Source organism: Ectopseudomonas oleovorans (assembly GCF_003052605.1).
Classification (GTDB): domain Bacteria; phylum Pseudomonadota; class Gammaproteobacteria; order Pseudomonadales; family Pseudomonadaceae; genus Aquipseudomonas; species Aquipseudomonas oleovorans_A.
Map to the genome: position 1 here is coordinate 55,633 of NZ_QASO01000040.1, position 17,722 is coordinate 73,354.

The 17,722-nt window shown below is 61.1% G+C and carries 15 protein-coding genes; 6 read left to right on the plus strand and 9 right to left on the minus strand.

Annotated elements, in window-relative coordinates:
* Window positions 1-2 precede the first annotated feature (2 nt).
* The 4 genes from pilP to DBO86_RS07800 are packed head-to-tail and all read right to left on the minus strand — an operon-like array spanning window position 3 to window position 2,780.
* On the minus strand, window positions 3-527 hold the full coding sequence (gene pilP / locus DBO86_RS07785) for a type 4a pilus biogenesis lipoprotein PilP (RefSeq protein ID WP_108233404.1): 525 nt from the start codon (window positions 525-527) through the stop codon (window positions 3-5).
* Entirely contained in the window at window positions 524-1,147 is a 624-nt protein-coding gene (gene pilO / locus DBO86_RS07790; protein ID WP_003459026.1) for a type 4a pilus biogenesis protein PilO, read from the minus strand. Before pilO ends, pilP begins: the two co-directional genes overlap by 4 nt.
* A complete protein-coding gene (gene pilN, locus DBO86_RS07795) occupies window positions 1,144-1,716 on the minus strand; it encodes a type 4a pilus biogenesis protein PilN (RefSeq protein WP_108233405.1) in 573 nt (190 codons plus the stop codon). Before pilN ends, pilO begins: the two co-directional genes overlap by 4 nt.
* Entirely contained in the window at window positions 1,716-2,780 is a 1,065-nt protein-coding gene (locus tag DBO86_RS07800) for a pilus assembly protein PilM (protein ID WP_074855141.1), read from the minus strand. The genes pilN and DBO86_RS07800 overlap by 1 nt, the downstream gene beginning before the upstream one ends.
* 181 nt (window positions 2,781-2,961) lie before the next feature.
* Here DBO86_RS07800 and DBO86_RS07805 point away from each other — a divergent pair, with 181 nt between their 5' ends.
* The gene (locus tag DBO86_RS07805) at window positions 2,962-5,373 is read left to right on the plus strand and encodes a penicillin-binding protein 1A (protein ID WP_108233406.1); all 2,412 of its coding nucleotides are present in this window, start codon (window positions 2,962-2,964) and stop codon (window positions 5,371-5,373) included.
* An 89-nt stretch (window positions 5,374-5,462) separates the two neighbouring features.
* Here DBO86_RS07805 and DBO86_RS07810 read toward each other — a convergent pair whose 3' ends face one another.
* The 4 genes from DBO86_RS07810 to rpmE form a co-directional block, all read right to left on the minus strand.
* The gene (locus tag DBO86_RS07810; protein ID WP_108233407.1) at window positions 5,463-6,731 is read right to left on the minus strand and encodes a malic enzyme-like NAD(P)-binding protein; all 1,269 of its coding nucleotides are present in this window, start codon (window positions 6,729-6,731) and stop codon (window positions 5,463-5,465) included.
* Window positions 6,732-6,834: 103 nt separating this feature from the next.
* Entirely contained in the window at window positions 6,835-8,271 is a 1,437-nt protein-coding gene (locus DBO86_RS07815; protein ID WP_003459017.1) for a M48 family metalloprotease, read from the minus strand.
* The gene (locus DBO86_RS07820; RefSeq protein WP_074855143.1) at window positions 8,268-9,068 is read right to left on the minus strand and encodes a thermonuclease family protein; all 801 of its coding nucleotides are present in this window, start codon (window positions 9,066-9,068) and stop codon (window positions 8,268-8,270) included. Before DBO86_RS07820 ends, DBO86_RS07815 begins: the two co-directional genes overlap by 4 nt.
* A 26-nt stretch (window positions 9,069-9,094) precedes the next feature.
* Window positions 9,095-9,307: a 50S ribosomal protein L31 gene (gene rpmE, locus DBO86_RS07825; RefSeq protein ID WP_003459015.1), complete on the minus strand. Its 213-nt coding sequence runs from the start codon at window positions 9,305-9,307 to the stop codon at window positions 9,095-9,097.
* A 158-nt stretch (window positions 9,308-9,465) separates the two neighbouring features.
* On the opposite strand from rpmE, the gene DBO86_RS07830 reads away from it, so the two are divergent.
* The 3 genes from DBO86_RS07830 (at window position 9,466) to DBO86_RS07840 (ending at window position 14,294) form a co-directional block, all read left to right on the plus strand.
* On the plus strand, window positions 9,466-11,685 hold the full coding sequence (locus tag DBO86_RS07830) for a primosomal protein N' (protein ID WP_108233408.1): 2,220 nt from the start codon (window positions 9,466-9,468) through the stop codon (window positions 11,683-11,685).
* Window positions 11,686-11,879: 194 nt separating this feature from the next.
* Complete coding sequence (gene argS, locus DBO86_RS07835; RefSeq protein WP_104730122.1) at window positions 11,880-13,619, plus strand: arginine--tRNA ligase; 1,740 nt, start codon at window positions 11,880-11,882, stop codon at window positions 13,617-13,619.
* Window positions 13,620-14,294 carry an SPOR domain-containing protein gene (locus tag DBO86_RS07840; protein WP_108233409.1) on the plus strand — a complete coding sequence of 225 codons (675 nt, stop codon included), beginning with the start codon at window positions 13,620-13,622 and terminating at the stop codon, window positions 14,292-14,294.
* Window positions 14,295-14,336: 42 nt separating this feature from the next.
* Here DBO86_RS07840 and DBO86_RS07845 read toward each other — a convergent pair whose 3' ends face one another.
* Entirely contained in the window at window positions 14,337-15,251 is a 915-nt protein-coding gene (locus DBO86_RS07845; RefSeq protein ID WP_003459008.1) for an NYN domain-containing protein, read from the minus strand.
* A 219-nt stretch (window positions 15,252-15,470) separates the two neighbouring features.
* On the opposite strand from DBO86_RS07845, the gene hslV reads away from it, so the two are divergent.
* Window positions 15,471-16,001 carry an ATP-dependent protease subunit HslV gene (hslV, locus tag DBO86_RS07850; RefSeq protein WP_004372920.1) on the plus strand — a complete coding sequence of 177 codons (531 nt, stop codon included), beginning with the start codon at window positions 15,471-15,473 and terminating at the stop codon, window positions 15,999-16,001.
* A gap of 75 nt (window positions 16,002-16,076) precedes the next feature.
* The gene (hslU, locus tag DBO86_RS07855; RefSeq protein WP_108233410.1) at window positions 16,077-17,417 is read left to right on the plus strand and encodes an HslU--HslV peptidase ATPase subunit; all 1,341 of its coding nucleotides are present in this window, start codon (window positions 16,077-16,079) and stop codon (window positions 17,415-17,417) included.
* Window positions 17,418-17,722: the final 305 nt, after the last annotated feature.

Genomic DNA, 17,722 nt, shown 5'->3' on the forward strand with positions numbered 1-17,722 from the left:
CGTCAGGAGCGCTCCTTCAAGGAAAGGCTGCGTGGTCGCTCAAGCCAGCCACCTTCGCCATCTGGAACAATTTCCATAACATCGATCTTGGAGTCATCGATCACGAGAATCTTGCCGTGGTTACGCCCAAGAAAGTCGCCTACTTTTACACGATGAACACCACCCGCACCGTTAACCAGAGCGAACAACTGGCGATCATTTCTCAGCGTGCCAACCATCTCGAATGTTTCGATATTGAACCCTTCGAGGAATTGCTTGACACGGCTTTCATCCGGCTTGATCTCTGGCGCCCCTTTTTGTCGGGTGACGACATCGATTTTAACCGGGGGCTGAAAAGGGCTACGTAGAGACGCAGCACGATAGGTGAAGCTTTCATACGGCTGAAACGTCGGCAGCGGCTCAATAGCGCCTTTAGGCTTTGCGCGCACTTCATCCATATAGATACGCAAATCGGAAAAATCACCACCGACACCGCACCCGGCCAAGAGAGCGAAACCCGCCACCAGAACCAAACGAGAGAAACTCATTGTTGAGCCCCCTTATCATTGTAGCGATAGGTCTTGGCCATAATCTGCATGCTCAGGCGGCTGGAGTTTCCAGCACTGACTGGTGCCAACTCAAAATCATGCAAGGTAACGATACGCGGTAGACTGGCGACACCACTTACAAAAGTCGCAAGGTCGTGATAACCACCGGTAACTTTGATCTGAATCGGCAATTCGATATAGAACTGCTGAGCCACTTCCGGCAACAGTTTGATCTCTTCGAACTCCAAGCCACTGCCCAGGCCGGTACGAGTAATATCCTCGAGCAACCCGGGAACCTCGGTATCGCTTGGCAGCTGACGCAGAAGAGCGCCAAAGGACACCTCCATCTCCTGCATCTGCTCTTTATAGGCCTCAAGGTTCGCCGCCTGATAAGCTTTGCTGGAGAACTGCTCCTTCAGCGTCACCTCTTCTCGCTGACGCTGCTCGAGCATGCTCTGCAGATCCTTGAGGTGAAAGTTGTAGCCCAACGCCAGAACGACAATAAACAGTAGCAGGCCGGCAATGAATTTGACCGCACCAGGCCACGACCCAACATTGTTCAAATCAAGGTCATTGATATCAATACTGCGCAGGCTGTCCAAGGAACTCTTAATGCTCATTGCGCCGCCTCCGCTTTTTCTTGATCAGGCTGTGTCTGCTGCACCGTCAGCTGAAACACATTCTCCTGATCCAAAGCCCCCGCTGTAACAGCTTTGACTTCGGTCAGATTGGGAGCGGTTAACCACTCAGAAGCATCCAAGTTACGCATCAGATTCGAGACGCGATTATTCGATTCAGCCACACCAATAATGGCAATGCTATTACCCACCATTTTCACACTGGTGAAATACACACCGTCCGGCAGCGTTCTCACCAACTGGTCGAACACACGACCGATAATTGGCCGGTTACCCTGCAAGTCTTGAATAATCTTCATGCGCTCCAGCAATTGCTGGCGACGCGCTCTCAACTCACTGATTTCCTTGATACGCGCATCGAGAACTGCGATCTCCTTCTTGATGAAGTCATTTCGCGCATTCTGGTTACTGATTGCCGCACTGAGAAATTGATCACCCAGAAACACCAAACCAGCCGCCACAACGAGGACACCGACAAGACTTACCAGAAACCGCTGCTTGCGCTCCTCGCGCAGCTGTTCACGCCAGGGAAGTAGGTTAATCCGCGCCATCAGTCGAAACTCCTCATCGCCAGACCACAGGCAATCATCAGTGCCGGCGCATCACTGGCCAGCGCACCGGCGTTGACCTTGCTGCTCAGCGCCATATCGGCAAAGGGATTGGCCACTAGCGTCTGCGTACCGATTTTTTGCTGGATCAGCCGATCGAGATCAGGAATGGACGCGGTACCCCCAGCCAGGAGGATGTAGTCGACATCATTGAATTGCCCGGCGGCGAAGAAGAATTGCAGCGAACGTGAAACCTGCTGAACGACCGCTTCCTTGAACGGTTGCAAAACCTCACTGTCGTAGTCATCCGGAAGACCACCTTGCTTCTTGGCAAGACCGGCTTCCTCGACCGACAGGCCATAGCGACGCTGGATTTCCTCAGTCAGCTGCTTGCCGCCGAAAAGCTGCTCGCGGGTGTAGATGGTACGACCGTTGTGCAGCACACTGAGCGTGGTCATCGTCGCGCCAATATCCACCACCGCGACGGTCAACTCATCGTGACCACCACCCAACTGCGCCTCCAGCAGGCCGTAAGCGCGTTCGAGGGCATACGCCTCGACATCGACCACTTTCGCGGTAAGCCCAGCGAGCGCAAGGGCTGCCTCGCGGACCTCGACGTTCTCCTTACGGCATGCAGCCAGCAGCACCTCTACCCGTTCGGGGTTACGCGGCGCCGGCCCCTGCACTTCGAAATCGATGGCGACTTCTTCCAGCGGGTAAGGAATGTATTGATCGGCCTCGATCTTCAGCTGGTTTTCCAAGTCGTCCTCGGAAAGACCCGCTTCCATTTCGATGATCTTGGTGATGACAGCCGAACCCGCCACAGCAACCGCGGCCGTCTTGACACCGGTCTTGGCCTTGGCCAACACGCGAGAAAGCGCCTGACCGACCCCCTCCAACTCGGCAATGTTCTTCTCGACCACTGCATTGGGCGGAAGTGGCTCGACGGCATAGGCCTCTACCTTGTAGCGGCTTCCCGAGCGACTCAGTTCGAGGAGCTTGACCGAAGTCGAGCTGATATCGATCCCCAGCAGCGTATTCGCTTTCTTAGTGAAGAGCCCTAGCACGACCGTTTTCCTATTGGCATCCGCGACTTACGGACTATTTATGTTTTTCCACATTAAATATCAGTCTTGACAGAAGCGCAAATGGCTCCCCGGGAAAAAAAACGCTTATAATGTGATCAGCTTTTCCCTTTTAGCCTCGGCTCCTGCTTAATTCATTCTTTTACTTGGAATTCCGAACATTTTGATACGCCTGCTGAAGTTCATCTGGTGGTCTTGCGTTGCCGTTTTTTGTGGGCTGCTGCTCAGTTTCAGCGGCGCGTTTCTTTACCTTAGCCCGACCCTTCCTTCCGTCGAGTCGCTGCGCCAGGTTCAGCTGCAGATCCCTCTGCGCGTCTACAGCAGCGATGCCAAGCTGATTGCCGAGTTCGGCGAGATGCGCCGTTCGCCGATTCGCTTCGATGAAATTCCCAAGGAATTCATCAGCGCTCTGCTGGCTGCCGAAGACGATAATTTCGCCAATCATTATGGCGTCGATGTGACCAGCCTGATGCGCGCTGCCACGCAATTATTGAAAAGCGGCCAGATTCAGAGCGGTGGCAGCACCATCACCATGCAGGTGGCGAAGAACTTCTTCCTCACCAACGAGCGCAGTTTTTCGCGCAAGGCCACCGAAATTCTTCTGGCCTTGCAGATCGAGCGCGAGCTGAGCAAGGACGAGATCCTCGAGCTCTACGTCAACAAGATCTACCTCGGCCACCGCGCCTACGGCATCGAAGCTGCCGCACAGGTCTATTACGGCAAATCGATCCGTGACCTGAACCTGGCGCAGATGGCGATGATCGCCGGCCTGCCGAAAGCACCGTCGCGCTACAACCCGCTGGTCAATCCGACCCGAGCCAAGGAGCGCCGCGACTGGATTCTCGGCCGCCTGTATCGCCTGGGCCGTATCGATCAGGCCAGCTACGAGGAAGCGCTTGCCGAGGTAGTCGATGCGCGTTACCACGTTCCCACACCAGAATTGAGCGCTCCTTATATAGCCGAGATGGCACGCGCGGAAATGGTTGGCCGCTATGGCAGCGAGGCTTATACGGAAGGCTTCAATGTCACCACCACCGTGCCTAGTCATTTGCAGGAGGCAGCCAACACCGCCCTGCGTGACGGACTGATCGCCTATGACCAGCGTCACGGCTATCGCGGCCCTGAGAGTCGCCTGCCGGGCATGACCCGCGAAACCTGGCTGACCGAGCTGGCCAAGTTCCGCAGTATCGGCGGCCTGGAGCCCGCTGTGGTTACCCAAGTCGAGAAAAGCGGCATTCTGGTATTGACCCGTAACGGCGAAGAACAAGCGGTGTCGTGGGGCAGCATGAAATGGGCTCGCCCCTACCTGAACACCAACAGCATGGGCCCGCGCCCGCAGCAACCTGGCGATGTCACCCAGGTCGGCGATATCGTTCGCGTGCAGCGCCAGGCCGATGGCAGCCTGCGTTTCACCCAAGTCCCCGCAGCACAGGGCGCGTTGGTTTCCCTCGACCCATACAGCGGCGCCATTCAGTCACTGGTCGGCGGGTTCTCATTCGATCAGAGCAACTACAACCGCGCCGTGCAGGCCAAGCGCCAGCCGGGCTCGAGCTTCAAGCCCTTCATCTATAGCGCGGCTCTCGATAGCGGCTACACCGCAGCGACGCTGGTCAACGACGCGCCGATCATCCTCTCCGACGACTACCTGTCGCAGAAGTGGCGCCCGAAGAACGACAACAATACCTTTCTCGGCCCAATTCGCATGCGTGAAGCGTTGTACAAGTCGCGCAACCTGGTTTCCATCCGCCTGCTGCAGGACATGGGCATCGACCGTAGCTTGCGCTATATCGAGCGCTTCGGCTTCGCCCCGCAGGATCTGCCGCGCAACCTGTCACTGGCACTCGGCACTGCCAGCCTGACCCCCATGGAAATCGCTGAGGGCTGGGCCACCTTCGCCAATGGCGGTTACAAGATCGAGCCGTACCTGATCGAACGCATTGATGACCGCAACGGCAAGCCGCTGTTCCGCGCCAATCCGGCCCGCGTGCCAGGCAGCGCACCGACCGAGGAGAACGCCAACCTCACCGTCAACGTAACTGATGAGTTGCCGTTGGAGGAGCCTAAGGTCGCCGAACAGATCATCGACGAGCGCACCGCCTACATCATGACCAGCATGCTGCAGGACGTGATCAAGCGCGGTACCGGGCGGCGCGCTCTCGCCCTTGGCCGCAATGACCTGGCAGGCAAGACCGGCACCACCAACGAGTCCAAGGACAGCTGGTTCTCCGGCTACAACGGCGATTACGTAACCACCGTCTGGGCCGGCTTCGACCAGCCGGAGAGCCTGGGCCGCCATGAGTACGGCGGCACTGTCGCGCTGCCTATCTGGATGAACTACATGGGCGCAGTACTCAAGGATCGACCCAACCATCTGCCCAAAGAACCCAAGGGGCTGCTGACGCTGCGCGTCGACCCGATCAGTGGCCGCGCTGCTGCACCCGGCACACCGGACGCCTATTTCGAACTGTTCAAGAGTGAAGACTCGCCCCCTCCGATGAGTGAGCTCGAACCTGGCATGGGTGTTCCTGGCAGCCCGCTACCGGCCGACGAGATGGCGCCGATTGACTTGTTCTAGGATAAGGCTCAAGCGGCTGCAATCGTTGCCTTAAGCCGTATCACAGACAATAAAAAACCCGCCGAAGCGGGTTTTTTATTGTCGGCTGATCAGCCGTTGAACACTTCATCCACCGATTTCAGCGGATAGTGCTTCGGATAGGGCAGAGTCGCCACGCCGGATTCGATGGCAGCTTTGGCCACTGCATCGCAAACCACGGTGATCAGACGTTGATCCATTGGCTTCGGAATGATGTACTCGCGACCGAACGACAGCTCGATACCGCAGTAGGCGTCGCAGACTTCCTGCGGCACCGGCAGCTTGGCCAGATCACGCAGGGCCAGGGCAGCGGCGATCTTCATCTCTTCGTTGATGCGGGTGGCACGCACGTCCAGAGCACCGCGGAAGATGAAGGGAAAACCCAGCACATTGTTGACCTGGTTCGGGTAGTCGGAACGACCGGTGGCCATGATCACGTCGTTGCGCGTCTCGTGCGCCAGCTCCGGCTTGATTTCCGGATCCGGGTTGGAGCAGGCGAAGACGATCGGGTTGGCCGCCATGCGCTGGAGATCTTCCGGGCTCAGCAGGTTGGCGCCGGACAGGCCGACGAACACGTCAGCGCCTTCGAGCGCGTCGGACAGCGTGCGCTTGTCGGTCTCGGTGGCGAACACGGCCTTGTACTGGTTCAGATCATCGCGACCGGCATGAATCACGCCCTTGCGATCGACCATGAAGATGTTCTCAACCTTGGCACCCATGCTCACCAGCAACTTCATGCAGGAGATGGCAGCTGCACCGCCGCCCAGGCAGACGATCTTGGCATCGATCAGAGTCTTGCCGGCGATTTCCAGGGCATTGAGCATGCCGGCCGCGGTGACGATGGCGGTGCCATGCTGGTCATCGTGGAATACCGGGATGTCGCACTGTTCGATCAGCGCGCGCTCGATCTCGAAGCACTCAGGCGCCTTGATATCTTCCAGGTTGATGCCGCCGAAGGTGATGGAGATGCGCTTGACGGTGTCGATGAACGCCTGCGGGCTTTCAGCGTCGACTTCAATGTCGAACACGTCGATGCCAGCGAAGCGCTTGAACAGTACACCTTTACCTTCCATTACCGGCTTGGAAGCCAGCGGGCCGAGGTTACCCAGGCCGAGGATAGCGGTACCGTCGGAAATTACGGCGACCAGGTTGCCCTTACCGGTATAGCGGTAGGCCAGTTCGGCATCGCGAGCGATCTCGCGTACCGGTTCGGCTACGCCTGGGCTGTATGCGAGGGACAGGTCGCGGGCAGTGGCAGTGGCTTTGGTCAGCTCGACACTCAGCTTACCGGGACGGGGCTGAGCGTGATATTCGAGAGCGGCTGTTTTTAGATCGGACATAGTGGCATTTCCGCTTTTATGAGGCTTGTTGAACGGGCGCGGCCGAGGATACGCAAGTTGTATATACCTGCCAAGACCGTTCGGTCGCGATGGATGCGCCGCGCTAGCGCAGCGTTTTCAACCACTGTCCCGGACGCGGCTCGCCACGCGGATACAGCCCATTGAGCAGCCTCAACTGTGCCTCGCCATCGGCCGCCAGCGGCGCGCCACTGGCCAGACCAGTCATACTCTGCCCGGCCTTGACCCGCACCAGATGCAGACGCACCGGCTCGGCCAACTTGCGCTCGGCCGCCTTCAGTGGCCGGTAACTGCGGATAACCTCGAGAAAACGCTGATCCTCGGCTTCCAGCGAAGCGCGCCCTTTTACTGCCGCCACGAACAGGTAAGCGTTGTCGCCGCGATAGATCACCGCCACGCGACGCGCCGATTGGCCCTGCAACACCGCCGTATAGCCCTGCAGCACGCCAAGACGCAACTCCTCGCCTGCCACCAGACGCTGATTGCCGACGCGCTGACGCAGGAATTCGGCAGGCGACAGGCGTTTGTCCACTGCCTCCAGAGTCATGGCGATAAAGGCTTGCTCATCCGGGGTGTGACCGATCAGTACATCGGGGCGATTGACCAGCTGCCAGCCCTGCGGGTAGGTCAGCGTGAAGTCCAGCTCGCCGTGATAGAAATGGCGTCCGCGGCGAATACCGCTGGCCGCTGAATCGCCGAACACCAGACCATCGAGCATCTGCAGAAAACGGTCGCGCCCCACTTCCTGATTGCCGCCGGCCAGCGCACGCGCCGGGCCGATCACTTCCTGCAGGCGTCGATCATTGTCCGGGTGGGTATCGAACAAGCCGTGGTAGCCGCCCGCCGCGGGTGATTCGCCGCGCTTGGCTGCCTGCTCACGGGCGAAATCCTCCTGCGCCTTGAGCACCTTGACCACCTCGATCATCGCTTGCGGATCGTAGCCACCACGCGCCAGGTATTGCGCGCCCAGGCCATCGGCCTCCAACTCCATGTCGCGCCCATAGCCGCGCACGAACGCATTACCTATGGCGCTGGTCAGATCCCCCACTGCGCCGACACCAGTACCGATAGCCGCAGCCTGCCCGAGCAAGCCCCAGGCCGTGGACTGACTTTGCTGGCGCACGCTATGGCGGGCCGTAACGTGACCGACCTCGTGCCCCAGTACGGCCGCCAGTTCCGCCTCGGAATTCAGATAAGCGAGCAGGCCACGGTGGATATAGATGTAGCCACCCGGCAGGGCGAAGGCGTTGATATCCGGGCTGTCCACCAGGGTGAAAACGTAGTTGAGCTGATTGCGATGGCTGCTGCGTGCTACCCGCTCGCCGACGCGCTGAATATAAGCCTGCAGTTTGGCGTCCTCATAGCGCGGGTATTGCTTGAGGATTTCCTGGTTGTAGCGCGCCCCGAGCTCCAGCTCCTGGCGCTCACTCATCATCACGAAGTCGTTGCGACCCGTGGCAGGATTGACCGCGCAACCTGCCAGCCAGCTGCAGATCAGGCACAACATCAATGCACGCATCATGGCAACACCTCCAGCATCGCCGAATGAGTAAGCGGCAGCATCCAGCGCGCCTGCCCGGACTTCAAGCCACCGCGACTCTGGCGATCGATGACCCAGCCCCGCGCCTCCACCCGTTGCCCTTCAAGCCGCTGCAACGCGCGCACGTCGAACTCGCCGAGCAGCTCAGGCGCCACGCGCAATACCCGACCACCATCGAGATCGATCCAGAGGCCACCGCGATTGCGTTGCACGCCTGCAACCCGCCCACTGAGCAAGGCGAAGCCGCCACTCTTTAGTTGGCCAGCCGTCTTCACTTGCTCGGTGCGCCACACACCCAGACGCTGACGCCGAGCCTGGCGCTCGGCCTGTGCCTGACAACTCACGAGTACGCTATTGGGCGCCACGGCGACCATGAACCCAAGGCCTTCGCCCAGCAACTGCGCTTCGAGATTACGCCCCTGACGGTCGTACAGATGGGCCAGGGTACGGCCGTAACGATCCTTGCGCTGCTCGCCGTAGAGCAGGCCGACACGCCCATCGCTGGCATCGACCAGTGCCTGCAGGCGACGTCTGGCCTGCACGGCGAAGGGCTCATCGCTACGGCCCTTGCGCCCCAGCTCAGGTGCGTTGATGCCGATCAGGCGAATGCTGCGCCCATCGGCCAGGCGCACGGTGTCGCCATCGACCACCTGGCGCACGGCAACCTGAGCCAGATCTGCGCGTAACGGACAGAAGGCCTGAGCCAGATCGACGCAAAGCAGAGAAACGAAAAAGGCGCCCACCAGGGACGCCTTTTTCAGATTCACGGAAAGGTGCATGACACGTTCCGTAATCGTTCGGTCGCTTACTTCGCGCCGAATACGCCGAAGCGCTGCTTGAAGCGATCGATACGGCCGCCGGTGTCCAGCACTTTCTGCTTACCGGTGTAGAACGGGTGGCACTCGGAGCAAACGTCGAGGCTCAGATTCTTGCCCAGGGTGGAGCGGGTCTTGATCACGTTACCGCAGGAGCAGGTAGCGTCGATTTCGACGTAGTTCGGATGGATATCGGCTTTCATCGTGCTTTCCTCGGGGTAGTCGTGCCGCCACCCGACCAATGTCAGGCACCGCACAGAAATAGGCCGCGCATCTTACCAGAGACGTAGACCGATGCAAGCCACGCAAGGCGCCGGTCGTCGCGTGTTAAGATCGCCGGCCTGTCAATGGAGCTTCTGGCTTGCCCAACCTGATCCTGCGCCTCGCCCTGCCCTCGCCGCTGCGCCGCCTGTTCGACTACCTCGCCCCCGCCGGCGTGTCGCGCAGCGCCTTGCAGCCAGGCGTGCGCTTGCGCGTGCCCTTCGGCCGGCGCGAGATGATCGGCGTACTGGTTGAAGTCGACAGCCAGAGTGAGGTACCACTCGACAAGCTCAAGCCCGCCCTGGAATTGCTCGATGCTCGCCCACCGCTACCGGCGTCGCTGTTCAAGCTGTGCCTGTGGACGGCGCAGTACTACCAGCACAGTCTCGGCGACACCCTGAGCTGGGCCTTGCCCGTGTTGCTACGCCAGGGCGAGCCGGCCGAAACCCGCCAGGAGCGCTACTGGCTGGCCAACAAAGGCGCCAGCGTCGACGACCCACGCCTGGCCCGCGCGCCACGCCAGCGCGACGCGCTCAAGGCACTGGCGCAACATCCGCACGGTGTCGCCCACAGCCTGCTCAGCCAACTGCAACTCAACCGCGACAGCCTGCAATTGCTGCATGAGAAGGGACTGGTACGGGTCGAGGTGCGCCGCACCCAGCCGCATGCCAAGCCGGCGTACTGGCTGGCACAACCGGAACTGCCGCTGAACGCCGAGCAGCGCGCTGCGGTGAATGCCGTGGCGTCAGGCTGGAGCCAGTTCAATGCCTTTCTACTGGCTGGCGTCACCGGCAGCGGCAAAACCGAGGTGTACCTGCAACTGATCCACCAATGCCTGGAGGCCGGCAAGCAGGCGCTGGTGCTGATCCCCGAGATCAACCTCGGCCCACAAACCTTCGACCGTTTCGCCCGCCGCTTCAATGCACGTATCGCCCTGCTGCATTCGGCGGTCAACGACCGCGAGCGCCTCGACGCCTGGCTGGCGGCACGCGATGGCGAGGCCGACATCATCATCGGCACGCGCTCGGCTCTGTTCACGCCGATGAAGAACCCGGGGCTGATCATCGTCGACGAAGAACACGACGCCTCCTATAAACAGCAGGAGGGTCTGCGCTACCACGCCCGCGACCTGGCGCTGGTGCGCGCGCGCCAGGAAGACGTGCCCATCGTCCTCGGCTCGGCTACACCTTCGCTGGAAAGCCTGCACAACGCCTACACCGGCCGCTATGCCCTGCTCAAGCTGACCCAGCGCGCCGGCGGCGCCAGCCAGCCGCGCTTCCTGCGCCTGGACGTGAAGAGCCGGCCACTGGACTCGGGCATCTCCGGGCCGATGCAGCAGGCCATCGCCCAGACCCTCGCCGCCGGCCAGCAGGTGCTGGTATTTCTCAACCGCCGCGGCTTCGCCCCGACCCTGCTCTGCCACGACTGCGGCTGGCTGTCCGAATGCCCACGCTGCGACGCACGCATGACCGTGCACCAGCGCTATCAGGAACTGCGCTGCCACCACTGTGGCCATGTCGAGCGGCAGCCGAGCAACTGTCCAAAATGCCAGCACCTCGACCTGCGTCCCGTCGGCGCCGGCACCGAGCGCGCCGAAGAGCGCCTGGCGGTGCTGTTTCCCGACTACCCGGTGCTGCGCGTCGACCGCGACAGCACCTCGCGCAAGGGCGCCATGGATCGCCTGTTCGCCACCATCAACAAGGGCAAGCCGTGCATCCTGGTCGGCACGCAGATGCTCGCCAAGGGGCATCACTTTCCACGGGTGACGCTGGTGTCGATCCTCGACGCCGACGGCGGCCTGTTTTCGGCCGACTTTCGCGCCAGCGAGCGCATGGCGCAGCTGATCGTGCAGGTTGCCGGTCGCGCTGGCCGTGCCGAGGAACCGGGCAAGGTGATCATCCAGAGCCACCTGGCCGACCATCCGCTACTGGTGCAACTGACCGAGCAAGGCTACTTCGCCTTCGCCGAACAGGCGCTGAGCGAACGCCGCAGTGCCGGTCTGCCACCGTTCTGCCACTTGGCGTTGCTGCGCGCCGAAGCGCACAAGCCAGGCCAGGCCGAGAGTTTTCTCGATGAGGCCTGCAGTGAGGCCGAACATTTGCTGGGCGAACTGGGTCTGACCGGCATCGAACTGCTCGGCCCGGTCCCTGCGCCGATGGAGCGCCGCGCCGGGCGCATCCGCGCGCAGCTACTGTTGCAGGGCAATGCTCGCGCGCCGCTGCACCGCCTGCTCAACCATTGGCTGCATGCACTGGAACACATGCCCAGCGGCCGTGCGGTACGCTGGTCGCTGGATGTCGACCCGATCGATCTTTTCTGAGCGGTACGCTGTAACAGTCAGTAGGGTGGGCTTCAGCCCACCAATAGCGGCCAGCCTTGGTGGGCTGAAGCCCACCCTACCCACTACCCACGGAAACGCGGCACGCTTTTCCTTGCCGCTTGTGGCTTGCAGCTTGCTGCTGCTCTTATAATGCGCAGTTTTCGATCAAAGCCCCAAGGCAACCCGAGCCGAACATGAAAGACAGCATTCGCCGCCTGATCCAGCAAGCCCTCGACCGCCTGACCGCCGAAGGCGTGCTGCCTGCGGGCCTGACGCCGGCCATCCAGGTGGAGAACACCAAGGACAAGAGCCACGGCGACTTCGCCAGCAACATCGCCATGATGCTGGCCAAACCCGCCGGCATGAAGCCGCGCGACCTGGCCGAGAAGCTGATCGCTGCCCTGCCAGCCGACGAGCAGATCACCAAGGTGGAAATCGCCGGCCCCGGCTTCCTCAATTTCTTCCAGAACAGCGATGCCCTGGCTCAACGTCTGGAAGCTGCGCTGGCTGACACCAAGCTCGGCGTACGCAAGAACGGCCCGGCGCAACGCGTGGTGGTCGACCTGTCGGCGCCCAATCTGGCCAAGGAAATGCACGTCGGCCACCTGCGCTCGACCATCATCGGCGACGGCGTGGCGCGCGTACTGGAGTTCCTCGGCGACACGGTGATTCGCCAGAATCATGTCGGCGACTGGGGCACCCAGTTCGGCATGCTGCTGGCCTACATGCAGGAAAACCCGGCCGCCGCCGAAAGCGAACTGGCCGACCTGGAAGGTTTCTACCGCACCGCGAAGAAGCGCTTCGACGAATCCCCTGAATTCGCCGACCGCGCCCGTGAGCTGGTGGTCCAGCTGCAGGCCGGCGACGCCGAGTGCCTACGCTTGTGGCACCGTTTCAACGACATCTCCCTGTCGCACTGCCAGGCGCTGTATGACCGTCTCGGCGTCAAGCTCTCCATGGCCGACGTCAGGGGCGAGAGCGCCTACAACGACGACCTGCCGCAGGTGGTCGCCGACCTCGCCGCCAAGGGCCTGCTGACCGAAGACAACGGCGCCCAGTGCGTGTTCATGGACGAGTTCAAGAACGCTGAAGGCAAGCCGCTGCCGCTGATCGTGCAGAAGGCCGGTGGCGGCTATCTGTACGCCACCACCGACCTGGCAGCCACCCGCTACCGAGCCAACGTACTCAAGGCCGACCGCGTGCTGTACTTCGTCGACCAGCGCCAGGCCCTGCACTTCCAGATGGTCTTCGCCTGCGCACGCCTGGCCGGCTTCGTCCCGGCCAGCATGGAAATGGAACACATGGGCTTCGGCACCATGAACGGCCCGGACGGTCGTCCGTTCAAGACCCGCGACGGCGGCACCGTGAAACTGGTGCAGCTGCTCGACGAAGCCGAGCAGCGCGCCTACAGCCTGGTCAAGGACAAGAACCCGGAACTGGCCGAGGACGAGCTGCGTCAGATCGCCCGCGTGGTCGGCATCGCCTCGGTGAAGTACGCCGACCTGTCCAAGCACCGCACCAGTGACTACAGCTTCAACTTCGACCTTATGCTGAGTTTCGAGGGCAACACCGCGCCCTACCTGCTGTACGCCTACACCCGCGTCGCCAGCATCTTCCGCAAGCTGGGCAAGGGCGTTGATGAAATCGGCGGGCAGATCACCCTGGTCGCCGATCAGGAACAGGCACTGGCTGGCAAACTGGCGCAGTTCAACGAGCTGCTCGGCAATGTGGCCGACAAGGGCACGCCGCACATGCTGTGCGCTTACCTGTACGACATCGCCGGGCTGTTCTCCAGTTTCTACGAGAACTGCCCGATCCTGACTGCCGAAGACGAAGCCACGCGCAACAGCCGTCTGCGCCTGGCGGCCCTCACTGGCCGTACCCTCAAGCAGGGCCTGGAGCTGCTCGGCCTGGAAACTCTGGAGCGGATGTAAATGGCAGCGCGCAAGAAACCGGCGCCGAAACGCGGCGCCAGTCGCTATCAGGCCCCGGCGAAGAAGCCCGTACCGGGCTGGATCTGGCTGGCCTGCGGCCTGGTGGTCGGTGGTTTCTTCATGTTCCTGTTCAGCCTTGAACCGGGCCGTGACGAGATCAAGCGCGACAAGGGCGAGCAGGTGCGCAGCACCAAACCCGAACCGAAACCGACGCAGCCCGAGCCGGCCAGGCCCAAGTACGACTTCTACACCCTGCTGCCGGAGTCGGAAGTGATCCTGCCGCAGGCACTGGAAGAAACGCCGCCCCCCGTGCCCGAACAGAAACCGGTCACCCCGGAAGAGGCTGCGAAGATCGACACCGCTCGCGCCGAAGCTGCGCTCAACGGCCAGGTGCCGCCGCCTGCGCCGCCGGTACTGGCCAGCGCGCCCGTCACCACGCAGTTCTTCCTCCAGGCCGGCTCGTTCCGCAAGCGTGACGATGCCGACACTGTGCGCGCGCAGATCATCCTGCTCGGCCAGAACGTACGCGTGGAAACTGGCAAGGTGCGCGACGAGACCTGGCACCGGGTTCTGGTCGGCCCCTTCGCCAGTCGCGAGCAACTGGCCAGCGCGCAGAAGACCCTGGCAGCCGGCGGCTTCAGCAACCTGCTGTTACAGCAGCGTCAGATCCGCTGATCAGCTTGGATAGGGAGGGTTAGCCCTCCCTTCAACTTTAACCTAACGGCGCCTCAGGTTATTGGAGGGCAGATGTGCAGGGTCAGGCGGAGTAGCGAAATCACCACAGCGATTACACCAAGTACCGCCAGCATGCTCAACGCAGCCCAGATTGCCGCAACGTGGACACGCCGCTACATCGGAAGCTGCCACAGCTAATGACACGTTCCAATGCCCACCTTGCTCTTGAATAGGAGCAAGCAAATCATATGTTTTGAGCATATCCAGCAACCCCGTATGACCATAGGTCTGCGGGGAGAACGCCGGATCAGTGCGTTTCAAATATTGGCCTAAAGCCCCCAGACTAACTTTCCCCTCACTGGTATCACTTGTGAGCAAGGCCACGGCCTCTACCACAAAACGCGGCCGCCTTTTAACTGGGGGGCGAGGCGGAACGGGCTTCACACCCTCAGTTTTCACGTCGAGTTCAACTTTGCTGCCACTCTTCTCATCAGGTTCATTTTCTGATTCAAGAGCCCGGCGTCTCCACTCAAAAAACTGATCGCTGGCATTACGCAGCGCATCTGGCGTTTTCGGCTCACCAACAATGAAAACTGTAGCGCCACGCTCACGTAGCTTGCGACACAGATAAGCAAAGTCAGAGTCCGAGGTAACCAAGCAAAATGTATCGGCTCGCTGATCAAATAGAACCTCTAGCGCATCAAGAGCCAAAGCGATATCAGCTGTGTTCTTACCAGCCGCATACTGGTACTGCAGACATGGAGTAAAGGCCTGGCGCACCAGAGCCTCCTGCCATCGATTCCCCAGTGTTCCATGATTTCCATAGCCGCGTCGCATAACTACTCGACCGAACTGGGCCACAACACGTAAGGAATAATCCAAAATTTCAGGGGATACATTGTCGCAGTCAACTAGCACTGCCACCCGAGAGTCTCCTGCCGCCTGATACGCACCCATTCTTGAAGCTTTCCCTGCTGGGTCAATGTGAATACTTAAATCTTAATGCCTGCATCGCTCGCAGCACAGCCCTACGCTTCGCCAGCCCATCAGCAATCTGTTACAGCAGCGTAGGTCCGCTGATCGCCGTTTGATCCGCCGCTGGTTGAAAAACCGCGGCGGGCACCCCATCTGAGTCTCGATCCGGGCAAGTTCGCCCCGCAGCGTGGAGATTCACCCTTGACCACCATCGTTTCAGTGCGCCGCCACGGCAAGGTCGTGATGGCTGGCGACGGCCAGGTTTCCCTCGGCAACACCGTCATGAAGGGCAATGCCAAGAAGGTACGCCGCCTCTACCACGGCCAGGTGCTGGCCGGCTTCGCCGGTGCCACTGCCGATGCCTTCACCCTGTTCGAGCGCTTCGAAGGCCAGCTCGAGAAACATCAGGGTCACCTGGTACGCGCCGCCGTCGAGCTGGCCAAGGACTGGCGTACCGACCGTAGCCTGAGCCGCCTGGAAGCCATGCTGGCCGTAGCCAACAAGGACGCATCCCTGATCATCACCGGCAACGGCGACGTGGTCGAACCCGAGGAAGGCCTGATCGCCATGGGCTCCGGCGGCAACTTCGCCCAGGCCGCCGCGCGCGCCTTGCTGATGAAGACCGACCTGTCGGCCCTTGAGGTAGCGCAGACCGCACTCGGCATCGCCGGCGACATCTGCGTGTTCACCAACCATCATCAGACCATCGAGGAACTGGACGCTGCCGAGTAGCGTCCACTGCCTCAGAACCTGTTCCCGATGCCGACGAACAGGCGCTCACAGTTTTCCGATAGCGAGCCAGATTCCATGTCCATGACGCCCCGCGAGATCGTCCACGAACTCAACCGCCACATCATCGGCCAGGACGACGCCAAACGCGCCGTGGCCATCGCCCTGCGCAACCGCTGGCGGCGCATGCAGCTGCCGGCCGAACTGCGCCAGGAAGTGACACCGAAGAACATCCTGATGATCGGCCCCACCGGCGTCGGCAAGACCGAGATCGCCCGACGCCTGGCCAAGCTGGCCAATGCGCCGTTCCTGAAAGTGGAAGCCACCAAGTTCACCGAGGTCGGCTACGTTGGCCGCGATGTCGAATCGATCATCCGTGACCTGGCCGATGCAGCGGTGAAGATGCTGCGCGAGCAGGAAATGACCAAGGTCCGCCACCGCGCCGAGGACGCTGCCGAGGAGCGCATCCTCGACGCCCTGTTGCCGCCTGCGCGCCAGGGCTTCGGTGACGAGCCGGTGCGCAGCGAGGATTCCAATACCCGTCAGCTGTTCCGCAAGCGCCTGCGCGAAGGTCAGTTGAACGACAAGGAAATCGATATCGAAGTGGCCGACTCGCCCATGGGCGTCGAGATCATGACCCCACCGGGCATGGAAGAAATGACCAACCAGCTGCAGAACCTGTTCTCCAGCATGGGCAAGGGCAAGAAGAAGAGCCGCAAGCTCAAGGTCGCCGACGCACTGAAACTGGTGCGCGACGAGGAGGCCGCGCGCCTGGTCAACGAGGAAGAACTCAAGGCCCGCGCCCTGGAAGCCGTCGAGCAGCACGGCATCGTCTTCATCGACGAGATCGACAAGGTCGCCAAGCGCGGCAACACCAGCGGCGCCGATGTGTCGCGTGAAGGCGTGCAGCGCGACCTGCTGCCGCTGATCGAGGGTTGCACGGTCAATACCAAGCTGGGCATGGTCAAGACCGACCATATCCTGTTTATTGCTTCGGGCGCGTTCCACCTGGCCAAGCCGAGCGACCTAGTGCCGGAACTGCAAGGCCGCCTGCCGATCCGTGTCGAACTCAAGGCCCTGAGTCCGCAGGATTTCGAGCGCATTCTCACCGAGCCGCATGCCTCGCTCACCGAGCAGTACAGTGCACTGCTGCAGACCGAGGGTTTGAACATCGAGTTCGCCGAAGACGGCATCAAACGCATTGCCGAGATCGCCTGGCAGGTCAACGAGAAGACCGAGAACATCGGCGCCCGTCGCCTGCACACCTTGCTCGAGCGCCTGCTGGAGGAGGTGTCCTTCAGTGCCGGCGACCTGGCAGGCCAGCAGAACGGCGAACCGATCCGTATCGACGCGGCTTACGTCAACGGTCACCTCGGCGAGCTGGCACAGGACGAAGACCTGTCGCGCTATATTCTGTAACCCCGTAGCACGGATGCAATCCGGGGGCGTTCACCACCACGCCCCGGATTGCATCCGTATATGGACTCCTCCCGTTTTGCCAGTGAAATAATCTGCCTCTGAACCTAGGTACGACTGCTTCCGTATATTCGACTTCTGATAAGGCGTTAGCCTTGAGCCATGATGAATTTCGCTCCTGTGCGCCTAACCGGGCTAGCGGCCTTGCAAAGCAGAGGGCCGATGGATGCAGCAGGTTACACACAGGTCGGTGCGACCGGTTCGTCATCAGTTCATGTCACTGTGCAATCGAGTGGATCTCTACTACG